Source organism: Niveibacterium sp. 24ML (genome assembly GCF_026586805.1).
GTDB lineage: Bacteria > Pseudomonadota > Gammaproteobacteria > Burkholderiales > Rhodocyclaceae > Niveibacterium.
This window is the reverse complement of sequence record NZ_JAPFHA010000017.1, coordinates 79117-101638: the sequence shown is the minus strand read 5'-3', so window position 1 is coordinate 101638 and position 22522 is coordinate 79117. Positions and strand designations below refer to the sequence as shown.

Sequence of the window (22522 nt, the reverse complement as noted above, 5' to 3'; positions counted from 1 at the left end):
TGCCAGTCCGTGACCACGAGACTGATCCCCATGGCCGAGCACCCCACCGAACTCCCGCTGTTTCCGCTGCACACCGTGCTGGTGCCCGAAGCGCACCTGCCCCTGAAGGTGTTCGAGGCGCGTTACATGGACATGATCAAGGACTGCATCAAGACCGGCGAGGCCTTCGGCGTATGCCTGATCGAAGAGGGGCAGGAAGTCGGCGCGCCGGCCGTACCGGCCAAGGTGGGGACCAGCGCGCGCGTGCTTGAGTGGGACATGGCAGAGCTGGGCATCCTGCAGATCGTGGTGGGCGGTGAGCGGCGCTTTCGCGTGGCGCACGCGGTGGCGCAGCGCGATGGCCTGCTGCGTGCGGTGGTCGAGTGGCTGCCCGAGGCAACAACCCAGGCGCCCAGTGCGGCGCTGGCCGATACCCTGCCCTTGCTGGAAGCAGTGGTGGCGGATGCGGGCATCAAGGCGATTCCGCAACCGCATCGCTTTGACGACGCGAACTGGGTTGGCTATCGCTACACCGAGATCCTGCCGATTCCGATGAAGGCGAAACAGAAACTGCTGGAACTGGACGACCCGCTGATGCGGCTGACGATCATCCGCCAGTTCCTGATCCAGCGTGGCCTGCTCAAGCCTGCGGGCTGACTTGCGTTGCGGATGGCAGGCCGTCGAGCAGGCGGCGGATCGGCGTTGGCAGGCCCAGTTCATCCCAGGCCCGGGCGTCCGCCCAGCGCCATCGCGGGTCATGCAGGCTGCTCCCGGCCACTTCGCACAACTGCGCTTCCAGCGTGAGCCGGAAGTGCGTGAAGGCGTGGCGAATCGGCGCCAAAGGCACTGCCGGCCCGTGGCAGCGCAAGCCCAGTGTCTGGGCGTAGGCTTGTGCGTCCATCCCTTCGGGGATCTCGGGCAGGGCGTGCAGGCCCCCCCAGATGCCTTGATCGGGTCGTCGTTGCAGTAACACGCCCAGTTCGCCGCGTGCGAGCAAAACACGGCTCTGGCGCTCGGGAATGGCGCGCGGCGGGCGCGGCGTGGGCAGCGTGCTCTCCCGCCCCTCGCGGTGGGCAACGCAAGTGCCTGCAACCGGGCAACGCTGGCAGTGCGGGCGGCTGCGGGTGCATACCGTGGCACCCAGATCCATCATGGCCTGGGTGTAATGCGCCACCCCTTCAGTGGGCAGCAGGCTTTCGGCAAGTGCCCACAGGCTTTGTTCGATGGCGCGCGTGCCGGGAAAGCCCTCGATGCCCGCATGGCGGGCCAGTACCCGCTTGACGTTGCCGTCAAGGATGGCCGCCCGCTCGCCAAAGCAGAACGCCGCAATCGCCGCGGCGGTGGAGCGGCCAATGCCGGGTAGCGTCGCGATCACTGCCGCGCTTTGCGGAAACTGGCCGCCGTGGTGGGTCATGACTTCGCGGGCGGCGCGGTGCAGGTTGCGCGCGCGGGCGTAGTAGCCAAGGCCGCTCCAGAGTGCCAGCACATCATCCACCGGCGCGCTGGCGAGGCTCGCCAGCGTCGGGAAACGCGCCAGGAATCGCTGGTAGTAGGGGATCACCGTGTCTACCTGCGTCTGCTGCAGCATGATTTCAGAGAGCCAGACCGTGTAGGGGTCGCGGCTGGCCTGCCAGGGCAGGCCATGGCGGCCGTGTCTTGCCTGCCAGGCGATCAGCGTTTGCGCGAACTGACTCATTGCTTGGCCTCGTGCCGGCGGCTTGCAAAGCCCAGCCAGATCAGGGCGAAGAAGGGCCACAGGCTGCCCACCAGTTCGGTCAGCCCGTGGAAGTTGAGTACATGGCCCTGGTGGCGGACGCGGGTCATCACATCCCAGTAGGGGTTTTCGGGAGCCAGGTTCATCAGGGCGGTGGCGGCGAGCAGGGCGAGGCTGATCAGCGACTGGCGAGCATGCGTACCCAGTCGCCAGGCCAGCGCCAGCAGCACGATGCCCAGCCCGAGGCCGCGCAGGCCACCCGGCGTGGCCCAATGCCAGGGCTGGGCCGGGACCAGGAAGACCGAGGTGGCGAGTACCTTCACCGCAACCCCGAGCAGGAGAATGCAGCCCGCCAGCCACGGCGAAGACGCGCGCATCGCATGCCGCGCGATCAAGCCAATCGCCAGTGTGTTGGCGGCCGTCAGGGCCATTTCCACGTTCAGGAAGGCGCGCCCGCTCAGCGTGTAGTTGGCGGTAATGTCGAGCAGTTGGCGCAGGTCGCCGTTGGCGAACAGATAGCTGCTGGGGTTGAGCAGCGACAGCCACCACAGGCCGATCACCAGCAGGCCGAAGCCGCCGGTGCGTCCGCTGAGGATGCGGCGCTCGCGCCATCGCGCAAGCGCGCCGCCGGTATCGAATATCTGCCCGAACCGCAGTGCGAGCAGCGCCCCAAGCAGGGCGCCGATGCTGTTGGCGGCGATGTCGAGGTTGCTCGCCACCCGTGTCGGCAGGTAGTTCTGCAGGATTTCGAGGCCAAGGCTCAAGAGCGTGCCACCGAGCCATACCAGTACGACTCGTCGGCCCGGCTTGAAGCGGCCGGCGAGCGCGGTACCCCACGCAAAGCCAAGCGGCAGGAAGCCGGCAATGTTCAGCCCGATGTCCAGCCAGGTGAAGTAGCGTGGCCAGGGTGCCGACATGAAGAAAACCGGGCCGACACCGATCGAGTGCCAGCCCGAAAACGGGTGCAGGCACGCGTAGGCAGTCAGCAGGCTGACTGCAATCGCGAGATCGCGCGGCAGGTGGTAACGCTTGGGCTTCACGGGCTGGGATGCTGATGTAGCGGCTGGGGCAACGTCACGGTATCACGTTGCAGTGCCACAAAAGAAACGGGCCGCCACCTCGCGGCAGCGGCCCGGTATGTCGCATCACGCTCAGTGGCGCGGCGCGTGCGGTGCAGTGTGCTGCGCGGCCGGGTGATGGCCGGGCGCACCGGGGTGACCATGTAGCTCATGGTGCGAGCGGATCTTCTGCGGCATCAAGGAGCCGATCACCATTCCGAGCACCGAGCAGATGAAGCCGGCAAACTGCGGCGGCAGGATGAAGTCTTCCGGCAATGCGCCGAAGTTGATTGCCACCTCAAGCGGGATCCAGCCGATCAGGCCGGCACCAATCGCGAACAGTGCGCCCTGGGTGGTCGCGCGCTTCCAGTAAAGCCCGAAGGCAAGCGGCACGAAGGTGGTTGCGAGGGTCACCTTGTAGGCGTTTTCGACCATCTTGTGGATGGTGGCCTCGGTTGACATCGCGTAGAGCGTGACGCCGAACGCGAAGAGCACGACCACGATGCGGGTCAGGCGCAGGAAGGCACGGTCGGTCATGCCGGGGAAGAAGCCGCGGATGATGTTTTCGGAGAAGGTGACCGAGGGCGCCAGCAGTGTCCCCGAAGCGGTGCTCATGATGGCCGACAGCAGCGCGCCGAAGAACATCACCTGCGCAAAGAGCGGCGTGTCTTGCAGCACCAGTTGCGGCAGCACCTGCTGGGTATCGATCTCCTTGTACTTGGCCACCAGATCCGGGTTGATCAAGCCGGCGGAGTACGCGATGAAGAGCGGCACGGCGGCGAACACGAAGTAGCCGGCACCGCCGAGGATCGAGCCGCGCACGGCGGTGTCTTCGTCCTTGGCCGAGTTGACGCGCTGGAATACGTCCTGCTGCGGGATCGAGCCAAAACCCATGGTCAGGATGCCGGCCATGAAGGCGATGATGTCTTTCGGGTCCAGCGCAGGCAGGAAATCGAGCTTGCCCGCCGCGTGGGCATGCGCGACAACCGTGCCGACACCCCCCGCCTTCTCACCCACCAGCCACGCGATGTACAGCAAGCCGATCACGATGATCGTCATCTGGAAGAAGTCCGTCAGCGCAACCGACCACATACCGCCGAACAGCGTGTAAGTGAGCACGATTGCCGCGCCGATCGCCATGCCGGTGTTGTTGTCGATCTGCCCGTCCGAGAGGATGTTGAAGACCAGACCGAGCGCGATGATCTGGGCCGATACCCACCCGAGGTAGGAGAGCACGATTGCGGTCGAGCACAGCAGTTCGACCGTGCGGCCATAGCGCTGGCGGAAGAAGTCGCCCAGCGTGACCAGGTTCATCCGGTACAGCGGCCGCGCGAAGAACAGGCCCACCAGGATCAGGCACAGCGCAGCGCCAAAGGGGTCGGACCAGAGCCCGCGCAGGCCCTCGTCGAGAAAGGTGGCAGAGATGCCAAGTACGGTTTCGGACCCGAACCAGGTCGCGAAAACCGTGGCCACGGTGATGTACAGCGGCAGGCTGCGGCCGGCAGCGACGTAGTCGGTCGAATTCTTGACCCGGGTCGCGGCGTAGAGGCCGATGGCGATCGATACGAGGAGATACAGAACTACAAAGGTGACAAGCATGTTTGCGAACGCCCGTTAGGTGCATCGCCGTCGCTGGGTACATGCAGCATGAACGGCGCGGTGCCAGCAAAAAGCCCCCGATTCGCACCGGAGGCCCCACTCGACTACCCGCGCAAGCACCAGAACATGTGGGCGCCGCGCGATCGATCGGGCGCGATTATAGCCCTGATCCGATTGAAAAAAGTGGGCGATTTGTGTGCTGCAACAAGGCCCTTTCAGGCCCCGGCGCAGGCGAACCAGATGCGCCAGACTTCAAGCACGGCCACCAGCACGGCGGCAAGGCCCACCCACTGCACCGCAAGCGCGGTGCGGCGCTGCTGGCGGGCAATGTTGGCAAGGCTTTCGCGCATCGATTCGGTGTCGTCGCGCTGCAGCGCCTGATGGACCAGGCGCGGCAACTGCGGGAAGTAGCTGGCCCAGCTCGGCGCCTCTTCTTCAAGGTGGCGCGCAAACGCACGCCAGCCGATCTGCTCGTTCATCCAGCGTTCAAGAAAGGGCTTTGCGGTTTTCCACAGATCCAGTTCCGGGTCCAGGTCGCGCCCAAGTCCTTCGATGTTGAGCAGGGTCTTCTGCAGCAGCACCAGTTGCGGCTGCACTTCCATCTGGAAGCGCCGCGCGGTCTGGAACAGGCGCAGCAAGGTCTTGCCGAAGGAAATGTCCTTGAGTGGCTTGTCGAAGATCGGCTCGCACACCGCGCGGATCGCACTCTCGAACTCATCCACCCGCGTGCCCGCCGGCACCCAGCCAGCATCCACATGGGCCTGCGCCACCCGCTTGTAGTCGCGCCGGAAGAATGCAATGAAGTTCTGCGCCAGGTACTGTTTGTCTCGCTCTTCGAGGGTCCCCATGATGCCGAAATCGAGCGCGATGTACTGGCCGCTGGGTGAGACGAAGATGTTGCCCGGGTGCATGTCGGCGTGGAAAAAGCCGTCGCGGAACACCTGGGTGAAAAAGATCTCGACCCCGGCGCGCGACAGCGCCTTCAGATCGACCCGCTGCTCGCGCAGGCGATCAAGCTGCGAGATCGGCGTGCCCACCATGCGCTGCATCACCATCACGCGTGACGAGCAGTAATCCCAATGCACCTCAGGCACCTGCAGCAGCGGCGAGCCCTTGAAGTTGCGCCGCAGCTGCGAGCAGTTCGACGCTTCCCGCATCAGGTCCAGTTCGTCACGCAAGTGCTTGGCAAATTCCGCCACCACTTCACGGGGCTTGAGCCGGCGGCCGTCAACCCAGACCCGTTCGATCAGGATCGCCGCCGCCTCGAGCAAGCCCAGATCGTGCTCGATGACATGCTCGATGCCGGGGCGGACAACCTTGACCGCGACTTCGGTGCCGTCCTGCAATTCGGCGAAGTGCACTTGCGCGATCGACGCCGACGCGATCGGGGTGCGATCGAAACGCTTGAACACCACGTCCACCGGGCGGCCGTATTCGATTTCAAGCAGTGATAGCGCCTGTTCGGTCGGGAAGGGCGGCACCCGGTCCTGCAGCCTGGCCAGTTCATCGGCGAAGTCAGGCGGGATCAGGTCGCGGCGCGTCGAGAGCACTTGCCCGAACTTCACGAAGATCGGCCCGAGCGATTCGAGCGCTTCGCGCAGGCGCACGGCACGCGGCGCAGAAAGATCGCGCCAGAAAAGGATCCGGCCAAGCCAGGCGGCAAGGCGTGCGGACGTGCTGTCGAGCACGATCCGGTCAAGACCGAAGCGAACGCTGACGTGGACGATCTTCAACAGGCGGAACAGGCGCACGGCGGGTTTCAGGGTGAGTGGGCGACCAAGGGGCGCCAGGCGCTCAGCGCGCGGCGAACAAGAGCGCGACTCTACCGGCAAAGCCCTGTCACACAAAGCCTGGGGCCCCAACGCGCGGCGATCGGGCCTCGCGCTATACTTGCCCGTTATCTGTCTGAAGCCCTCTTGCCATGAGTCGCGCACCAAAATCGCGTCCCACCGCTGCCCGCAGCAGCAACCAAGGCAGCACCCTGATCGGCGTGTTCGTCGGATTGGTCATCGGCGTGCTGATCGCGGCGGTGCTCGCCTGGTACTTTTCCCGGCCCTACGACTTCCAGAAGGCGCAAAGCGTGCCTGCCGCCAATCAGAGCGGCACGGTGGCGCCGATTGCCCTGCCCGGCAAGCCCGGCGACAAGCCGGTGGAAAAGCCCGCCGCGCAGGCGTCGGGCAATGCAACGCAGTCGGCTCCGGCCGACGACAAGAAGTTCGATTTCTACGAGATCCTGCCCAAGGGCGATCAGGCTGCGCTGCCTGCCGCGGCACCGGCCAAGCCGGCTGCTGCCGAATCGGCTGATCGTTTCTACCTGCAGCTGGGTGCCTTCAGCGATCCGTCGGAGGTGGATAACCTCAAGGCGCGTCTTGCGTTAATGGGGGTGGAAGCCTCGGTGCAGCGGATCGAATCGCCGGAAAAAGGCACCCTGCATCGGGTTCGCCTGGGGCCCTACGCCAAGCCCGAAGACATGAACGCCGCGCGCGCGCAGCTTGTGCAAGCGGGGATCGAAACGAACATCATCAAGGTCAAAGCCGCGGCACCGGTTGCCGCGCAGTCTGCCCAGTGAATCCTTTCCGGAGTTGTCCCGCATGAATCGTCGTCATCTTTTCAAAGCCGCTTCTGCCGCCGTGATCACCATTTTGGCCGGCCCCGTGTTTGCCCAGCGCGCGCTGCAGGCGGGCAAGGATTACCGCCAGATCAGTCCGGCTCAGCCGACCGAGAGCGGCGACAAGATCGAAGTGCTGGAGTTCTTCTCGTACGGATGCCCGCATTGCCGCGACCTCGACCCGATCTTGGCGGATTGGGAAAAGCGCCTGCCCAAGGATGTCGCCTTGCGCCGCATCCCGGTCACGTTCAACCGCGATGCCTGGACCGTGCTGGCCAAGCTGTATTTGAGCTTCGAAGTCATGGGTGAAGCCGCGCGCATGGCGGCGCCGACCTTCGTTGCGGTGCACGACGAGCGCTTGAACCTGGGGGACGAAGCCGTACGCAATGCCTGGCTGCAGAAGCAAGGGGTGAATGTCGCCAAGTTCAACGAGACCTTCCGTTCCTTCGCGGTTGCCAGCAAGTTGCAACGCGCCACGCAGCTCGCCGGCGCCTATCAGATCCAGGGCGTGCCGAGCTTGATCGTCGATGGCAAGTACACCACGGCGCCCAGCATGGTCAATTCGCTCGAAGGCACGGTGACCGCGGCTGACCAGCTGATTGCCATGGCGCGCAAGGAGCGCGGCCGCAAGTGAGCACGCCATCGCGGCAGCGCGTCTTTCTGACCGGCGCCTCCAGCGGTATCGGCGAAGCGCTGGCGCGGCACTACGCCGCGCAGGGCGCCGTGCTGGGCCTGGTGGCACGGGGGGCCGAGAAGCTTGGCGCCCTGGTCGCCTCGCTGCCCGGTGAGGGGCACATGGCGCTTTCGGCCGATGTGGCGGATCTGCCCGCGATGCGGGCCGCGGCGGATGCCTTCATTGCGCGGCACGGGGTGCCCGACCTGGTGATCGCGAATGCCGGCATCTCGGTGGGGGTGCTCACCGAGCATGCCGAAGACCTGCCGGTGTTCGAAGCCGTGCTGCGCACCAATGTGCTGGGCCTGTTTGCCACCTTTCATCCGTTCATTGCGGCGATGCGCGCACGCGGCAGCGGCCGCCTGGTCGGCATCGCATCGGTGGCTGGCGTGCGGGGCCTGCCTGGTGGCAGCGCCTACAGCGCGTCAAAATCGGCGGCAGTGAAGTACCTCGAAGCCCTGCGGGTGGAAATGCGCAGCAGCGGTGTGAAAGTGGTGACGATTGCGCCGGGTTACATCCGCACGCCGCTGACCGCAGTGAACCCGTACAAGATGCCCTTCATCCTTGAGGCGGACGAGGCGGCCCGGCGTTTTGCGCGGGCGATCGAGGCCGGCGTCAGCTACACCGTGATTCCGTGGCAGATGGGCCTGGTGGCGCGGCTGCTGGCGATGGCGCCGAACTGGCTGTTCGATCGCGTGTTCGCCAAGGCCAAGCACAAGCCACGCAAGTTGCCGACCTGAGCCCTGATCGAAGGCGCCCGCCGGTTGCTCAGTCGTAGCGCCGGCGGTCTTCGATCACACGGCCGTCGTCGGCCAGCGTGCCGGGCGCGACCATGCTCACCTCTGCGCGCAGGCGCGTCAGATCGCGCAAGGCATGGGCCAGTTGCTCGGCCACCCCTGCGTCGTGCTGCGTGACCTCGCACTGCAGATGCATGTGGTCGTATCCATTCGGGTTATCCACCACCAGCCTGACCCGCGCAAGCTCAGGGAATCGCCGCGCCAGCGCCGTGATCTGCCCCGGATGCACGAACATCCCGCGCACCTTGGTGGTCTGGTCCGCGCGGCCAAGCCAGCCCGCCAGCCGGGTATTGGTGCGGCCGCAGGGGCTCAGGCCCGGCAGCACCCGCGACAGATCGCCGGTGCCGAAGCGGATCAGCGGATAGGTCGGGTTGAAGGTGGTCACCACCACTTCGCCGACTTCGCCTTCAGGCATCAGCGTGTCGCCCCCTGGCTCGACGATTTCAACGATCGCATGCTCCTCCACCACAAGCCCGTCGTGCGCCGGCGTTTCATAGGCAATCGCGCCGATGTCCGCGGTGGCATAGACCTGATGGCTCGCGATGCCACGCTCGATCAGCGCTTGCCGTGTGGCGGCCGGAAAGGCTTCGCCCGACACCACCGCATGGCGCAGGCTGCCGCAGTCGAGCCCCATTTCATCGGCCTTTTCGAGCAGGATGCGCAGGAACGAGGGCGTCCCCACGTAGGCGTGCGGACGCAGGCTTGCGATCGCCTGCACCTGCATTTCGGTTTGCCCGACCCCGGCCGGGAAGACCGAACAGCCAATCGCGTGCGCGCCCGATTCCAGCATCGACCCGGCCGGCGTGAAGTGGTAGGAAAAGGCGTTGTGCACCAGCATGCCGCGCCGCAGGCCGGCGGCGTGGAGTGCGCGCGCCATGCGCCAGTAGTCGCGCCGCGCTGCCTCGGGTTCGCTGATTGGTCCGGGTGAGACGAACACCCGCGCCATTTCCGGGCCCCAGGCGGCGGTGGCGTAGCCGCCAAACGGTGGTTCGTCCCTTTGCCGCGCCAGAAGATCGGCTTTTCGCAGTACCGGCAGGCGGGCCAGCGCGGCGCGTGAGCGCACCGCCGCCGCATCAATGCCGCGCAGGCGCTCGGCAAAGGCCGGCGCCATGGCCTGGGCGCGCGCCACATGGGCCGGCAGGCGCGCCATCAGCGCCGCTTCACGGTCAGCCGGGTGACGGGTTTCCAGCGCATCGTAGTGATGGGGCATGGCAACGAAGCCTGCGGATGGCGCAAAGACGCGCAGCACGATCTTGCGAGCTTGGGCGGGCCGAGTCTGTCGTCCGGACGTCAGCGCGCGGTGCGGATGTGTTTCAATCCCATGACGTGTCATAAATCGTTCAAATGAACGCAATACACTGCACGCCGAACCCTCTACCCCGAGGCGACCGGAGTCAGACCATGCCTGCCAACATCCTTCTTGTTGAAGACGAACCCGCGATCCAGGAATTGATCGCCGCCAACCTTACCCGCGCCGGCCACACGGTCGTGCGTGCCGGCGACGCCGAAACCGCACAGCGGATCGTCCGCGATGCGCTGCCCGACCTGGTCTTGCTGGACTGGATGCTGCCGGGGGTCTCCGGCGTCGAGTTCGCGCGCCGGCTGCGTGCCGACGAACGTACCCGTGCGATCCCGATCATCATGCTGACCGCACGCTCTGACGAGTCCGACAAAGTGACCGGCCTTGAAATCGGTGCCGACGACTACATCACCAAGCCCTTCTCGCCGCGCGAGCTGGTGGCGCGCATCAAGGCGCTGCTGCGCCGCCGTGCACCGCAGGTGACGGATGACGCCGTCGAATTGGGCGGCTTGCGGCTTGATCCGGCCACCCACCGCGTGTCGGCGGGCGCGACTGCGCTGGCGCTGGGCCCGACCGAATTCCGCCTGCTGCACTTCCTGATGACGCACCCGGAGCGCGTGCATTCGCGCGCCCAGCTGCTCGACCAGGTGTGGGGCGACCATGTTTTTGTCGAGGAGCGCACGGTGGATGTGCACATCCGCCGCCTGCGCTGCGCGCTCGAACCGACCGCGCATGATGCGTTGATCCAGACGGTGCGCGGCGCCGGTTACCGCTTCTCGTCCGACGTCGCTGTGACCAGCGACCCGGCCTGACGATGCGGCCTGCCGGATACGTCTGGGGGGGTTTCGGCGGGGCGCTGCTCGGGTTTGTCGCGCTCGCGCTGATTGTCTGGCCGCTGCTGGGCGGCACCGTCGCGTTGCTGGTCTTCACCGCCTTGCTGGCTGCGCTGTTCGTCTATCACATCCGCAGCCTCAAGAAGCTGGTGCTGTGGACGCGCGAACCCATCGGCGCGCCCTTGCCGCAGGCCTTCGGCGTGTGGGACTACGTTTTTGCCGATCTGTCGCGGCGCTCGCGCGCAAGCCTCGATCAGCGCGACCGCCTGGCGCAGGCGCTCGCCCGCTTCCGCGAGGCCACCTCGGCCATGCCTTCGGGCGTGATCTTGCTGTCGGCTGAGAACTTCATTGAATGGATCAATCCGGCCGCCGAAATGCACTTCGGGCTCGACGGCGAGCGCGATACCGGCAAGCCGATCACCAACCTTGTGCGGCAGCCCGATTTCGTTGCTTACCTTTGCGGGGAACGCACGGCCGAGCCGCTGACCTGCCGCATGGCGCGCCAGGCGGGCCTGGTCCTGTCGATCCAGATCGTGCCCTTCGGCGAAGAGCAGAGCATGGTGCTCTCGCGCGACGTCACCCAGTTCGAGAAGCTTGAAACGATGCGGCGCGACTTCGTTGCCAACGTGTCGCACGAACTGAAGACGCCGCTGACGGTGGTGTCGGGCTTCCTTGAAACGCTCGATGACATGCTGGATGAGCTGCCGCCGGAAGATGCGCGGCGCTACCTGCGCCTGGCCAGCGAACAGGCGATGCGCATGCAAAGCCTGGTCGACGACCTGCTGGCACTGGCGGCGCTGGAGACCAGCGCCCGCGCTTCGTACGATGAAACGGTTGAAATGGCGCCGCTGATCCAGACCGTGCTGGGCGAAGCGCAGGCCTTGTCGGCCGGCCGGCACGAGATCTCGCTTGAGCTCGACGGGCCGGTCAGCCTGCGCGGTTCGCGCAAGGAAATCCACAGTGCCTTGCTTAACCTTGCCAGCAACGCGGTGCGTTACACCCCCGCAGGCGGTTCGATTCGCCTGTGCTGGAATGTAGCGGCCGGTGGTGGTGCACGCTTCGCGGTGATCGACACCGGGCTGGGCATCGAAGCGCAGCACATCCCGCGTTTGACCGAGCGTTTCTACCGGGTCGACCGCGGACGCTCACGCGAGAGTGGCGGCACCGGGCTCGGGCTGGCGATCGTCAAACACGCCCTGGGGCGGCATCAGGCCACCTTGCAGATCGAATCACAGCCGGGCAAGGGTTCAACGTTTTCGGCGCTGTTTCCGGCCGAGCGCGTGGCCCGGCCGCAAATCTGAGCCTAGCCGGGCAGGCGTTCGAAGGTGACGCGGTCAAAGGTGGTACCGCGCGAGACCAGGCGCACGATGCGCGCGGTGTAGGGCTTTTCGCCATGCACTTCGATCAGCCGGTCGGCCTGGTACCAGCCGGCCGGCAAGACCAGCGAGGACTCGGACTTGAGCGCAGGCACGGCCGGCAGCACAAAGGCCTGGTGATAGTTTTCACGCAAGCCCGCGCCGTTCGCGTTGCGGATGCGGGCACCCACCATCTGCGGGCGGCCCGCCATCAGCGACACCCCGGCCAGCAACTGGCCGCTGTTGCGATACATCAGCCAGCTGATTTCGGCGAGCAGGAAGTTCTCGCCATCGCTGGGCCGAAGGGCAACCAGCTGACGATGGTCGATGCGCGAGCCGGATGTCTGGCGAGTGATGCGAAAGCCTTGCAAGGATTGATCGGCGATGTCCCAGTGTTCGAGTACCAGGCCAAGCTGGGCGGCGCGTGCGTAGATCTCGTTGTCGCTGCGATCGGCCATTTCGACCTGTTCGCCGATCGTGTACACCGAAAGCGTGTCGCGGAAGGTGCCGGCGCGCACTTCCGATGGCTGCTCGAAGGGGTGGCCGGCAACGAAATAGCCGATTGACGGCAGGTCGGTTGCGATCTGGATCGAGCCGTTGGTCGCCTTGCGCGGGAAGCGGCGTCCGGCCGCCGCCAGGCCCCATGGCCGGTAGAGCGACACCAGCAGGCGCGCGCAGGCCGGCTGCACACAGTCTTCGCCAAGCCCGAGCGAGGCCGGCGAGGCGCCGCGCTTGAACTGTGCGACAACCGCCTGGATGTGTGCGGCAAGGCGCGCGCTATCGATGCGCCGTAGCTGTTTGCCGGGTTCAACCGCTGACAAGGGGCGCAGACCGAAGTCGTGGGCCAGGTTGATCGCATACGAAGCCTGCTGCTCGTCGGGCACATCGGTGTGGATCGAACAGTGCGGGGCAAAGCGCTGCGCCCAGCGCAGGATCCAGGTGAATTCGCGTGGTGTTCGGCTGTAAGGGTTGGAGGCATCCACCAGCAGCACCGCGATGTAGGCCTCCGCGCAGCTTTGCGCGCGCCAGGTCTCGTTGAGCGGCTCGCCGACGCGCACGGTGGCGACGCTCCAGTCCTCGGCGGCGCTGTAGAGCCGGTGCAGCTCGGCCCACATGCCGGGCGGCACCTCGCGGCGGGCGCGAAAGTGCTCGACGATCAGGCTGCCGTGATAGTGGATGCGCCGTTGCGCGAGCATCGGCCGGCGGTCGATGAAGGCCGGGTCGAGCGCGCTGCGCTGCGCAATCAGCGTGTAGCCGCGCAGCATCTGTTGCCAGAGCTCCAGCACGATGCGCAAGGTATCGTCTTCCTGGCTGACGGGCGGCAATGGGCGCGCGGCATAGCGGCGCGCCAGCTCGGTCTGGACGAACTCGACCGGGCTGCGCGAGGCTTCAAGGACTTCGAGGTGGCGGGCCGGCAACGGTGGCGTTTCGGACAGTGCGCTGAACATATCCAGCAGCAAGGCATGGGCTTCATGCAGATTGGTCGGATTCAGATTCGCAAGCCAAGCGAGGCAGGCTTCCGGAGTGCTGAAATCGGGCCGGTTTGCGGTCGCGATTGCCATTTGTGTTCCTCTCGATGCCGCGTGAAGCGGCCTCAATGAATCAGATTTTCAGCGTGTCGGCGGCGTCAGCTTTGGGCGAGCGCCCGCGTCAGCGCGTCAAGCAAATCGGGTGAAGCCGGTGCTGCATGGGTGGCGCCATCACGTTGCGGCTCGCCCCAGATCGGTTGCGGAAAGTGCCGATCGTCCGCAAAGCGGGGGATCACGTGCCAGTGCAAGTGCGGCACCATGTTCCCGAGGCTCGCGAGGTTGATCTTGTGCGGCGCCATGGTTTCGCGGATGGCCCGTTCAGTGGCCCAGACAACGTGCATCAAGTGTGCGCGATCCCGTGCATCGAGGTCACTCATTTCCGCGCAGTGTGCGTTCCAGACCACACGACAGAAGCCCGGGTAGTGCGGATCGGCCACCTGGATGACGCGGCAGTGATCGTCTTGCCAGAGCAGCGTGCCGCCCGGTGTTGCGCAAAGCTCACACGGTGGGTGGCTCATGCCACGGCCTCCAGGCTGCAGCCGGGCTCGCACCCGGCGCCGGTCTTCATGTCATCGTAATGCACGGCTTGGCCATCCTTGAAGGCGAGCAGGGTACCGCGATCGATCTGTTGCCACGGCTCGTCGTCGGTCAGCGGAATCGTTGCGATCACTGCGACGCGGTCGTCGGGCGTGGTCACTTCCTTGAAATCGACACTCAGGTCCTGATCCTTTAGGTGTGCCACGCCAAACGGGGCCTGCCGCACGATGTAGGCAAGGCGTGATGCGCAATGGGCATAAAGCCGCAAGCCGTCGGCGAGCAGGAAGTTGAACTCGCCGTAGGCGCCCAGCTCACCGGCAAGGGCGCGGAGCGCCTGGTACAGGCTGTCGGCGTCGGGCTCGCCCTGCGGAAACTGCATCCGCAGCGATTGCAGGATGTAGCAGAACGCACGTTCGCTGTCGGTGGCGCCGACCGGCAAGAAGCTGCCGTCGAAATCGGGCGCGAAGTCGCGCAGATGGCCGTTGTGCGCAAAGATCCAGTAGCGCCCCCACAGCTCGCGCTGAAACGGGTGGGTGTTCTCAAGCCCGATCGCGCCGCGGGTTGCCTTACGGATGTGCGCAATCACGTTCTTCGAGCGGATCGGGTAGTGGCGGACCAGCGCGGCGATGGGCGAGTCGATCGTCGCTTGCGCATCGAGGAAGATGCGCACGCCGTTGCCGTCATAAAAGGCAATGCCCCAGCCGTCGCGATGGTGGTCAGTCAGGCCGCCGCGCGCCTGGAAGCCGGTGAACGAAAAGCAGATGTCCGTCGGCGTGTTGCAGTTCATGCCAAGCAACTGGCACATCGAGTATTGCCTTCCTGCGGCAGTGCCACATTTGCGCTGTGTGAAGAGCGTTGGCGCAGGCTGCGCGGTGCGCGAGCCGAACGACCGGAGCTTGGGTGGAGAGTGCCGTGCAAAGGCTTTGTCGTCGGTGAACTGCTTCACGACACCAAGTCGAAGCCATTTGACTCAAACCCTCATGGCGCAAGGCTTTGCGATGACATCGGCGTGCGCCGATGTGGCTGTCATGGCAGCCGTATGAGGCCGTGCGCTGCGCCCGGCGCTGGCGCCGGGCGGCCAAGGGCAGGCCCGAAGGCGTCTGATTAATGCAGCGCAGCAGTCAGAGCGGGCGCAGGCGATTGAGGAAGGCGGGTAGTTCGAGCGCGTCGAGGTGGTTCTTCAGTTCAAGCCCGAGTTCAGTATCACCTTCAATCTTCAGGCGGCGCTGGAAGAACAAGGTGTCCGGGTCTTCTTCGCGCAGCGTGATCTTGAGGTAATCGGCGGCGCGCGCAGCAAAACGCACTTCCGGCGCACTGCTGACCGGGCGGAAGCGGCCGGCGGCGGCGGTGAAGGTGACGCCTGCGCCAAGATCTTCCACCTCGATCCGCACCGTGCGGCCTTCGAGGAAATCCCAGTCGCCGGGCAGCTTGCCGGCGCGCTTGGCCAGATTCAGTGCGGTGGTGAAGGCGAATGCGGCGGGCGCCTCAGGCAAGCGGCGCGCGATGGCGGCGAGCGGTGAGGGCAGGGTGAAGTCAGGCAAGGGCATCGAGCTGTTCCTTTTCAATTCCGGGTACGCCGCGCCAGTAGCCGTCGCAGGTGGAGGTGGGGGCGAGCGCATCGGCCGGTGCGCCGGGGGTGCCCGCGAGTTCGGCGACGAAGCGCGCAATGATCTCACCGGTGTGCTGCCCCTGCGGGCTGATTCGCAGTCGTTCGATACCCAGCTCGGCGACGCCGGCCAGGTGACCCAGCAGCGAGTGGCTTGCGGCCGATTGCGTCTGGATACCGTTGATGGCGAGGAAGGCCTGGCCTTCGCGGGTATCGAGCTGCATGCCGTCGGGGTGTTGCAGGCAGCGGAATTCGCACTCGTCCTTGCGCAGATTGAAGTGGCGGGCGGTGAAGCAACGGGCCGAAAAAGCCAGCGGCAGTCGGCCCCAGGCGAAGACTTCAGTCTCGATGCCGGCCGGTTTGTCGGCCAGCACTGCGGCGAGGCGCTCGCGGCTCATCTCCACCGGCGGCACCCAGCGGCTGGCGCCGAGGCCGGCGTAGAAGGCCAGGGTTTCGGCGTTGTAGATGTTCAGGTGCGGGCCGGCGACGAAGGGGCCCTTGCCGCGCAGGCAGTTCACCGCGCCCAGATCGTTGGCTTCGACCAGGTACTCGCCGTTCTCGGCCAGCTTGCGCAGGGTCTTGAGCTCCGACTCGGATTCGAGCAGGGCCTGCGTCGATAGCACGACTTCCTTGCCGGCGGCCTTGAGGTCTTGCGCGAGGCCAAGCCAGTCGGCCAGCCGCATCTGCTGGCGGCGGCTGCAGACGACTTCGCCGAGGTGCACCGTGTCGACCGGCCACTGCGCGGCTTCGGCGTAGAAGGCCATGACCGTGTCGCGTGGCCAGAAGTAGAGCAGGGGTCCGAGGGAGAGTTTCATGGTGAGGATCTCGAGCAGTCTGCGGCGGCGCGCAGGCTGCTGTGGTTTGCTTACTTCCAGGGCCGCGAGTAGGCGCCCAGCGTTTGTTGCTGGCCTTCGGCAAGTTTGCCGAGCCCGGCCTGCCACGCAGGCTTGACCTGGTAGCGGCTGGCGTCGCTGCAGGCGGCGTCGATCGCGGCGCGCAGCGTGCGGGTGACTTCGGCAACGTAGGCGGGGCTGCGCTGGCGGCCTTCCACCTTGATTGCGGCGACGCCGATCTTGATCAGATCGGGCAGCACCGACAGAACGTTCAGCGAGGTCGGCTCTTCGAGCGCGTAGTAGGTCTCGTCGCTGACCTCGAAGCGGCCCTTGCACAGCGTGGGGTAGCCGGCCGGCTCGTCGGCCGCATAGCGGTCGATCAGGATGCCCGAGAGGCGCGACTCCATCCCCTTGTCCGTCTGCACCCAGCGCACCGCCTTGGCGGGTGAGCAGACACCTGCGGTGTTGGGCGACTCGCCGGTGGCGTAGCTTGATAGCAGGCAGCGGCCTTCCACCATGACGCAGAGGCTGCCGAAGCCGAAGACCTCGATCTCGACCGGCGTGTTGGCGATTACATGCTCCACCTGCGGCACCGTCAGCACCCGCGGCAGCACCGCGCGTTCGATGCCGAACAGGTCGCGGCACAGGTTGATCGCTTCGTAGTTGGTCGCCGAGCCCTGCACCGAGAGGTGGCGGCGCAGGCCAGGGTGGGTCTTGGCGGCGTAGTCGAGCAGCCCAGCGTCGGCGAGGATCACCGCGTCGACGCCCCAGTCGGCGGCGGTGTCGACCGCGCGCTTCCAGGTCGCGTGTTGCCCGGCCTGCGGGAAGGTGTTGATTGCCATGAGCACCTTGCGGCCCTTGGCGTGCGCGTAGCGGATGCCCTCGCGTGCCGAGGCGGCGTCGAAGTTCAGCCCGGCGAAGTTACGCGCGTTGGTGGCGTCCTTGAGGCCCATGTAGACCGCGTCGGCGCCGTGGTCGACCGCAGCCTTGAGCGAAGGCAGGCTGCCGGCGGGACAAACGAGTTCGGGTTTACGCAAAACACCCCTCCTGAAATGAGCCCGCGGAGGGTAAGGCGCAGCGCCCGGGAGGGCCTTGCGACGGGTCAAGGCGCGGGCGATCAGGGGACGGCGCCGCGCCGATCGACGGATTTTGAAACTTCGTTGACATAAGTGGTAGCAATGAGAATAATTCGCGTTAACGTTCCGTGTGCGGATCCCGGTCAGCTGATCGGTGGCGGCGCGGAGCGGCACCTTTCGCGCCGCCGAGTTCTTGCTCCATGCCCACTTTCCTTGCGGCGCCATTGCGCCGCGGCCTGATTCCGATGATTGCGCTCGGCGCCCATGTGCTGGTGCTGATGCTGTTGTTTGCGCCGCGTACCCACGCGGATCGCACACCCAGCATCGCCACGATGTCGGTGTCGATGCTCGCGCTGGAGGCCGAGGCGCCCAAGGCGGCGCCCACGCAGCCGCCAAAGCCAAGCACGCAGACGCCGGCGACCCGCACGATGCAGACACGCCCGCAGCCGCAGCGCGAGGCAGTGATCAGCGTACCGAGCAGCGCGGCGGCATCGGCCGAGCTGGTGACGTCTGCGCCGCAGCCGCCCGCCCCGGCCGAGTCGTCTGCCGCTGCCCCAAACGGCGAACCGGCACCGCCGAGCGCGCCGCGCTTCGATGCCGACTACCTGCAGAACCCGCGCCCCGAGTATCCCGCCTTGTCACGCCGCCTGGGCGAGCAGGGGCGGGTGGTGCTGCGGGTGCGGGTGGAAGCCAACGGCAGCGCAGGGCTGGTGGAACTGCACCGCAGCAGTGGCTTTTCGCGCCTTGACGAGGCTGCGCTGCAAGCCGTGCGCCGCTGGAAGTTCGTGCCGGCGCGCCGCGGTAACGAGGCGGTTGCCGAATCGGTGCTGGTGCCGATCCCCTTCATTTTGCATTGAGCGCGCCGGCGCGCCGCGCGAACCCATTACTCATAGGAGCATCCCGTGGAAGCCTTCACCGCATTGAGCCAGCTTGTTGCCGCCGCCGACGGTGTCATTCGCAGCACCTTTTTCATCCTGATCGCCGCCAGCATCGGCAGCTGGACGCTGATCCTCACCCGCCTCGTCAGCGGCATCCGCCAGCGGCGCGCCAGCGCGGGCTTCCTCGCGCATTTCTGGCAGGCCGGCTCGATCGAGGAGATTGCACAGTGGCTGCGCGCACGTGGCGTGACCGACCCCTTCTCGCATCTGGTGCACCACGGCTTCAATGCGGTGGACACGCTGCGTAATCGCGGCCGTGAGGTGGCGGGCGTGATTGCCGCCGCGAGCCCGGACGAGTTCATGACCCGCGCGCTGCGCCGTGCGATCGAGCAAGACCGCACACGGCTCGAGAACGGCCAGACCTTCCTTGCCTCGGTTGCTTCGGTGGCGCCCTTCGTTGGCTTGTTCGGCACCGTGTGGGGCATCTACCACGCGCTGTCGGCGATCAGCAAAGCGGGCAGCAACACGCTCGAAGCGGTTGCGGGCCCGGTTGGCGAGGCCTTGATCATGACCGGCGTGGGCCTGGTGGTCGCGATTCCGGCGGCGCTGGCCTACAACCTGATCGCACGCGAAAACGCGAAGACGCTCTCGCAGCTCAACGCCTTCGCTTACGACGTGTTTGCCTTCCTGTCGACCGGCGTGAAGACCGATCTCGCCAACCAGGATGCCCGCCAGACCGGCGAGCGGGTCATGACGCTTGCCGCGCACGCCCGCGGCAACGCCGCCTGAGGCCGCCACGATGTCATTCGGAAGCTTCGAGGCCGACACCGGCGCGCCGCGCGCCGAGATCAACATGGTGCCGCTGATCGACGTGATGCTGGTGCTGCTGGTGATCTTCATGGTCACCGCATCGGTATCGCAGGCGGTCAAGCTGCAACTGCCGCGCGCCAGCGCCGTGCCGCTGCAAGCGCCCAAAGACCCGCTGCGGATCGCGATCGATGCGCAGCGTCAGGCGCACTGGAACGGCGAGGCCTTGAGCCGTGAGGCGCTCGCCGAGCGGCTGGCCGCGCTCGGGCAACGCAACCCGGCGAGCGAGATCCAGTTGCTTGCCGACGAAACCGTGCCCTACGGCGATGTCGCCAAGCTGATTGCCGACGCGGCGCAGGCGGGCCTCACACGTATCCAGTTCGTTACCAAACCCGACGCAATCCGCCGCTAAGTGCGGAGCGCCACCCCAACCCCAACGGAGTCACCAGTGAGCATCAAGAGTCGCAAGAAACCCGTCGCCACCTTGCTCGCGGCAAGCCTGTTCGCCGCCCATGGCGCCCATGCCGAAGGCGGCAAGGACGGCACCGAGAACACCCTCAAGGAAGTGCCGGTCGAGGCCACCCGCGAAGTGGCGGACGCCCCGCGCCAGACTTACCAGCCGGGTGCCACGACGATCGGCAAGTCAAAGCAGCTGCCGCGCGACATTCCGAACACCTACACCGCGGTGCCCGAGCAACTCACGCGCGACCGCGGCCAGGATACGATGCGCGAGGCGCTCTCGAACGTGGCCGGCATCACCTTCAACGCCGGCGAGGGCGGCCGGATTGGCGACAACATGAACATCCGCGGCTTTTCGGCGGTGAATGACATCTACATCGACGGGATGAAGGACGTTGGCCAGTACAACCGCGACCTCTTCAACAACGACCGGGTTGAAGTGCTCAAGGGCGGCGCGTCGATGCTGTTCGGCCGTGGCACCACCGGCGGCGTGATCAACCAGGTGAGCAAGCAAGCCTATCTGATGGACCAGACGCGCCTCTCGGCGACGGTGGGTTTCGACAACTACCTGCGCACCACCGCCGATGTGAACCAGCGTATCGGCGAGGAAGCTGCGGTGCGGGTCAATGCGATGTGGACGACCGGCGAAGCCGGCCGTGAGGGGCCTGAAACCAACCGTGTCGGCGTGGCGCCGAGCGTGCGTTGGGGCATCGGCAGCGCAGACGAATTCACGCTGGCCTACTATCACCTCGACTACAACGACAACCCCGACTACGGTTTCCGCTGGCGCAACGGCAGCCCGGTGGACGAAGCGGCGGGCCGCTGGTACGGGTTGGATCAGGACTACCAGCGCGACTCTGCCGACTACGGCAGCTTCAGCTGGACCCACCGCTTCGATGCGAAAAGCCAGATCAAGACGACCGCGCGTTACGGCGAATACAAGCGCGACCTGTGGGCCAGCACTGCGGGCGTCAACAGCGGCAACGGCGCAGGCCAGTGGCCGCTCACTTCACCGGTGACCGATGCGACCCCGGTAGTACGCGGCAACCAGACGCGCGGCGGTGACTACCAGCAGCGCTTCATGCAGTCTGACTACACGACCGAGCAGAACTGGTTCGGCATGAATCACCAGATCGCCAGCGGCATCGAGATCGGCCGCGAATCGGATGAGCGTTGGGGCTACACCGGCACCAAGGCCAAGCCGAGTGCAACGATCGGTAACCCGAACGGCGGCGCTACGGTGATCGATACGCGCGTGCGTGCCAACTACAACAGTTTCGATGCCGAGAGCTTCGCGATCTACGGCCAGGATCTGGTGGAATTCGTGCCGCACTGGAAGGCCCTGCTGGGCCTGCGCTGGGACAACTTCAGCGGCCGCTACGAGCGCACGCCGACCGCCGCCGACCCCAACCCGATCTACGAGCGCAGCGACCGCGAGGGGAGCTACCGCACCGGCCTGATCTACCAGCCGGACGACGTGGCCTCTTACTACCTGAGCTACGGCACGGCCTTCGCCACCTCGGGCGACCTCTACCAGTTCGACGCGCGCGGCGCCAACACGCCGCCCGAAGAGAGCCGCAACATCGAACTCGGCGCCAAGTGGGATCTGTTCGAAGGCAACGTCTCGATCGCCACTGCGCTGTTCCGTACCGAGAAGTACCACGAACGCAACACCGACGTGGAGTCGGCCAGCCAGACCAACTACCTGCTTTCGGGCAAGCGCCACACCAACGGCTTTGAAGTCTCCTTCGCCGGCCGCATCGTTGAAGGCTGGGAGATGTTCGCGAACTACGCCTTCATGCTGGCCAAGATCGACGCCGGCACGGCATCGCAGGTGGGGCAGATTCCGGGCAACACGCCCAAGCATTCGGGCAGTGTCTGGACCACCTACGCGCTCGGCAACTGGAAAGTGGGTACCGGCGTGCAGGGGGTCAGTGGCCGCACGCCGCCGGAGAACTACACCAACTGGGCGCCGGGCTATGCGCGCTGGGATGCGATGGCGCAGTACGCGGTGCGCAATTACACGGTGCGGGTGAACCTCGATAACCTGCTCGACAAGCTCTACTACGATGGCCTCTACCGCGGCCATGTGATTCCGGGCGTCGGGCGCTCGGGCTCGATTACCGCCGAAGTCTCGTTCTGACCGTAACGGCCGCTGCGCTTGGCGTGGCGGCCTTCTCAAATGCAGGAGCTGCCATGCTGATTGAAGTCCCCGCCGTACTCGACGCAGACGAGCTTGCCCGCCTGCGGCAATTGCTCGATCAGGCCGACTGGGCGGATGGCCGCATCACGGCGGGCAGCCAGAGTGCGCAGGTCAAGCGCAACCGCCAGCTGCCGGAAACCGCCCCTGAGATGGCGGCGGCGCGCGAAATCGTGCTCGCCGCGCTGTCGCGCAATGCGATGTTCTTCTCGGCGGCGCTACCGGCGCAGATCTATCCGCCGCTGTTCAATCGTTACGGTGGCGGCGAGCACTTCGGTGCGCATGTCGACAACGCCGTGCGGCGCCTGCCGGGTGGCGGTGGCCGCCCGGTGCGCACCGATGTGTCGGCCACGCTGTTTCTGGCGGAGCCCGACAGTTACGAAGGGGGTGAGCTGGTGGTGGAAGACACCTACGGCGAGCATGAGGTGAAGCTTGCCGCCGGCAGCCTGGTGCTCTACCCCTCGACCAGCCTGCACCGGGTTGAGCCGGTGACGAGCGGTGAGCGGGTGGCCTGCTTCATGTGGCTGCAGAGCATGGTGCGTGAAGACAGCCGCCGTGCGCTGCTGTTCGATATGGATCTGGCGATCACCCAGCTACGCCAGCGGCATGGCGACGAGAGCGAGCTGGTGCGACTCACCGGCAGCTATCACAACCTCTTGCGGATGTGGGCAGAGGTCTGAT

At 66.0% G+C, this 22522-nt stretch carries 22 protein-coding genes; 11 read left to right on the top strand and 11 right to left on the bottom strand.

The window, feature by feature from the left end:
• Window positions 1-30 precede the first annotated feature (30 nt).
• Entirely contained in the window at window positions 31-636 is a 606-nt protein-coding gene (locus OPU71_RS14775) for an LON peptidase substrate-binding domain-containing protein (protein WP_267728780.1), read from the top strand.
• Here the strand turns inward: OPU71_RS14775 and mutY are convergent.
• From mutY to ubiB, 4 genes are all read right to left on the bottom strand, one after another.
• A complete protein-coding gene (mutY, locus tag OPU71_RS14770) occupies window positions 620-1675 on the bottom strand; it encodes an A/G-specific adenine glycosylase (RefSeq protein WP_267728779.1) in 1056 nt (351 codons plus the stop codon). The genes OPU71_RS14775 and mutY overlap by 17 nt on opposite strands.
• Window positions 1672-2733, bottom strand: a complete 1062-nt coding sequence (locus tag OPU71_RS14765) for a VanZ family protein (RefSeq protein WP_267728778.1) — start codon at window positions 2731-2733, stop codon at window positions 1672-1674. The genes mutY and OPU71_RS14765 overlap by 4 nt, the downstream gene beginning before the upstream one ends.
• Window positions 2734-2844: 111 nt before the next feature.
• Window positions 2845-4350 carry a sodium:solute symporter family protein gene (locus OPU71_RS14760; protein ID WP_267728777.1) on the bottom strand — a complete coding sequence of 502 codons (1506 nt, stop codon included), beginning with the start codon at window positions 4348-4350 and terminating at the stop codon, window positions 2845-2847.
• A 215-nt stretch (window positions 4351-4565) separates the two neighbouring features.
• Window positions 4566-6101 (bottom strand): ubiquinone biosynthesis regulatory protein kinase UbiB, encoded by a 1536-nt coding sequence (gene ubiB / locus OPU71_RS14755; protein WP_267728776.1) that lies wholly within the window; start codon window positions 6099-6101, stop codon window positions 4566-4568.
• A 170-nt stretch (window positions 6102-6271) separates the two neighbouring features.
• On the opposite strand from ubiB, the gene OPU71_RS14750 reads away from it, so the two are divergent.
• From OPU71_RS14750 to OPU71_RS14740, 3 genes are read left to right on the top strand one after another with little or no spacing between them, the layout of a single operon-like run.
• Window positions 6272-6919, top strand: a complete 648-nt coding sequence (locus OPU71_RS14750; RefSeq protein WP_267728775.1) for an SPOR domain-containing protein — start codon at window positions 6272-6274, stop codon at window positions 6917-6919.
• 22 nt (window positions 6920-6941) lie between these two features.
• Window positions 6942-7592, top strand: a complete 651-nt coding sequence (locus tag OPU71_RS14745; RefSeq protein WP_267728774.1) for a thiol:disulfide interchange protein DsbA/DsbL — start codon at window positions 6942-6944, stop codon at window positions 7590-7592.
• Window positions 7589-8371, top strand: a complete 783-nt coding sequence (locus OPU71_RS14740) for an SDR family oxidoreductase (protein ID WP_267728773.1) — start codon at window positions 7589-7591, stop codon at window positions 8369-8371. The genes OPU71_RS14745 and OPU71_RS14740 overlap by 4 nt, the downstream gene beginning before the upstream one ends.
• Before the next feature lie 28 nt (window positions 8372-8399).
• Here the strand turns inward: OPU71_RS14740 and OPU71_RS14735 are convergent, their stop codons facing one another.
• Window positions 8400-9638, bottom strand: a complete 1239-nt coding sequence (locus OPU71_RS14735; RefSeq protein WP_267728772.1) for a phenylacetate--CoA ligase family protein — start codon at window positions 9636-9638, stop codon at window positions 8400-8402.
• 191 nt (window positions 9639-9829) lie between these two features.
• Between OPU71_RS14735 and phoB the strand changes: the two genes are divergently transcribed.
• Complete coding sequence (gene phoB / locus OPU71_RS14730; protein ID WP_267728771.1) at window positions 9830-10540, top strand: phosphate regulon transcriptional regulator PhoB; 711 nt, start codon at window positions 9830-9832, stop codon at window positions 10538-10540.
• Window positions 10541-10542: 2 nt separating this feature from the next.
• A complete protein-coding gene (phoR, locus tag OPU71_RS14725; protein ID WP_267728770.1) occupies window positions 10543-11862 on the top strand; it encodes a phosphate regulon sensor histidine kinase PhoR in 1320 nt (439 codons plus the stop codon).
• Window positions 11863-11864: 2 nt separating this feature from the next.
• Here the strand turns inward: phoR and OPU71_RS14720 are convergent, their stop codons facing one another.
• From OPU71_RS14720 to ubiU, 6 genes are all read right to left on the bottom strand, one after another.
• On the bottom strand, window positions 11865-13478 hold the full coding sequence (locus tag OPU71_RS14720) for a hypothetical protein (RefSeq protein WP_267728769.1): 1614 nt from the start codon (window positions 13476-13478) through the stop codon (window positions 11865-11867).
• Between the two features lie 65 nt (window positions 13479-13543).
• Window positions 13544-13963 carry an HIT family protein gene (locus tag OPU71_RS14715; RefSeq protein ID WP_267728768.1) on the bottom strand — a complete coding sequence of 140 codons (420 nt, stop codon included), beginning with the start codon at window positions 13961-13963 and terminating at the stop codon, window positions 13544-13546.
• A complete protein-coding gene (locus tag OPU71_RS14710) occupies window positions 13960-14787 on the bottom strand; it encodes a class II glutamine amidotransferase (RefSeq protein WP_267728767.1) in 828 nt (275 codons plus the stop codon). The genes OPU71_RS14715 and OPU71_RS14710 overlap by 4 nt, the downstream gene beginning before the upstream one ends.
• Window positions 14788-15103: 316 nt before the next feature.
• Window positions 15104-15529, bottom strand: coding sequence for a ubiquinone anaerobic biosynthesis accessory factor UbiT (gene ubiT / locus OPU71_RS14705; RefSeq protein WP_267728766.1), 426 nt, complete (start codon window positions 15527-15529; stop codon window positions 15104-15106).
• Complete coding sequence (locus OPU71_RS14700) at window positions 15516-16403, bottom strand: U32 family peptidase (protein ID WP_267728765.1); 888 nt, start codon at window positions 16401-16403, stop codon at window positions 15516-15518. The genes ubiT and OPU71_RS14700 overlap by 14 nt, the downstream gene beginning before the upstream one ends.
• Window positions 16404-16453: 50 nt before the next feature.
• Window positions 16454-17458, bottom strand: coding sequence for a ubiquinone anaerobic biosynthesis protein UbiU (gene ubiU, locus OPU71_RS14695; RefSeq protein WP_267728764.1), 1005 nt, complete (start codon window positions 17456-17458; stop codon window positions 16454-16456).
• A 239-nt stretch (window positions 17459-17697) separates the two neighbouring features.
• On the opposite strand from ubiU, the gene OPU71_RS14690 reads away from it, so the two are divergent.
• The 5 genes from OPU71_RS14690 to OPU71_RS14670 are packed head-to-tail and all read left to right on the top strand — an operon-like array spanning window position 17698 to window position 22521.
• Complete coding sequence (locus tag OPU71_RS14690) at window positions 17698-18354, top strand: energy transducer TonB (RefSeq protein ID WP_267728763.1); 657 nt, start codon at window positions 17698-17700, stop codon at window positions 18352-18354.
• A 45-nt stretch (window positions 18355-18399) separates the two neighbouring features.
• Window positions 18400-19164 (top strand): MotA/TolQ/ExbB proton channel family protein, encoded by a 765-nt coding sequence (locus tag OPU71_RS14685; protein WP_267728762.1) that lies wholly within the window; start codon window positions 18400-18402, stop codon window positions 19162-19164.
• Between the two features lie 10 nt (window positions 19165-19174).
• Window positions 19175-19594 (top strand): ExbD/TolR family protein, encoded by a 420-nt coding sequence (locus OPU71_RS14680; protein WP_267728761.1) that lies wholly within the window; start codon window positions 19175-19177, stop codon window positions 19592-19594.
• Between the two features lie 36 nt (window positions 19595-19630).
• Complete coding sequence (locus OPU71_RS14675; protein ID WP_267728760.1) at window positions 19631-21784, top strand: TonB-dependent receptor; 2154 nt, start codon at window positions 19631-19633, stop codon at window positions 21782-21784.
• A 53-nt stretch (window positions 21785-21837) separates the two neighbouring features.
• Window positions 21838-22521: a Fe2+-dependent dioxygenase gene (locus tag OPU71_RS14670; RefSeq protein WP_267728759.1), complete on the top strand. Its 684-nt coding sequence runs from the start codon at window positions 21838-21840 to the stop codon at window positions 22519-22521.
• Window position 22522: the final 1 nt, after the last annotated feature.

Bases quoted from the DNA above. Each gene is read 5' to 3' on its own strand.
- OPU71_RS14775 (WP_267728780.1), top strand. From the start codon at position 31: ATGGCCGAGCACCCCACCGAACTCCCGCTGTTTCCGCTGCACACCGTG.
- mutY (WP_267728779.1), bottom strand. From the start codon at position 1,675: ATGAGTCAGTTCGCGCAAACGCTGATCGCCTGGCAGGCAAGACACGGC.
- OPU71_RS14760 (WP_267728777.1), bottom strand. From the start codon at position 4,350: ATGCTTGTCACCTTTGTAGTTCTGTATCTCCTCGTATCGATCGCCATC.
- OPU71_RS14750 (WP_267728775.1), top strand. From the start codon at position 6,272: ATGAGTCGCGCACCAAAATCGCGTCCCACCGCTGCCCGCAGCAGCAAC.
- OPU71_RS14745 (WP_267728774.1), top strand. From the start codon at position 6,942: ATGAATCGTCGTCATCTTTTCAAAGCCGCTTCTGCCGCCGTGATCACC.
- OPU71_RS14735 (WP_267728772.1), bottom strand. From the start codon at position 9,638: ATGCCCCATCACTACGATGCGCTGGAAACCCGTCACCCGGCTGACCGT.
- phoB (WP_267728771.1), top strand. From the start codon at position 9,830: ATGCCTGCCAACATCCTTCTTGTTGAAGACGAACCCGCGATCCAGGAA.
- phoR (WP_267728770.1), top strand. From the start codon at position 10,543: ATGCGGCCTGCCGGATACGTCTGGGGGGGTTTCGGCGGGGCGCTGCTC.
- OPU71_RS14720 (WP_267728769.1), bottom strand. From the start codon at position 13,478: ATGGCAATCGCGACCGCAAACCGGCCCGATTTCAGCACTCCGGAAGCC.
- OPU71_RS14715 (WP_267728768.1), bottom strand. From the start codon at position 13,963: ATGAGCCACCCACCGTGTGAGCTTTGCGCAACACCGGGCGGCACGCTG.
- OPU71_RS14710 (WP_267728767.1), bottom strand. From the start codon at position 14,787: ATGTGCCAGTTGCTTGGCATGAACTGCAACACGCCGACGGACATCTGC.
- ubiT (WP_267728766.1), bottom strand. From the start codon at position 15,529: ATGCCCTTGCCTGACTTCACCCTGCCCTCACCGCTCGCCGCCATCGCG.
- OPU71_RS14700 (WP_267728765.1), bottom strand. From the start codon at position 16,403: ATGAAACTCTCCCTCGGACCCCTGCTCTACTTCTGGCCACGCGACACG.
- OPU71_RS14690 (WP_267728763.1), top strand. From the start codon at position 17,698: ATGCCCACTTTCCTTGCGGCGCCATTGCGCCGCGGCCTGATTCCGATG.
- OPU71_RS14680 (WP_267728761.1), top strand. From the start codon at position 19,175: ATGTCATTCGGAAGCTTCGAGGCCGACACCGGCGCGCCGCGCGCCGAG.
- OPU71_RS14670 (WP_267728759.1), top strand. From the start codon at position 21,838: ATGCTGATTGAAGTCCCCGCCGTACTCGACGCAGACGAGCTTGCCCGC.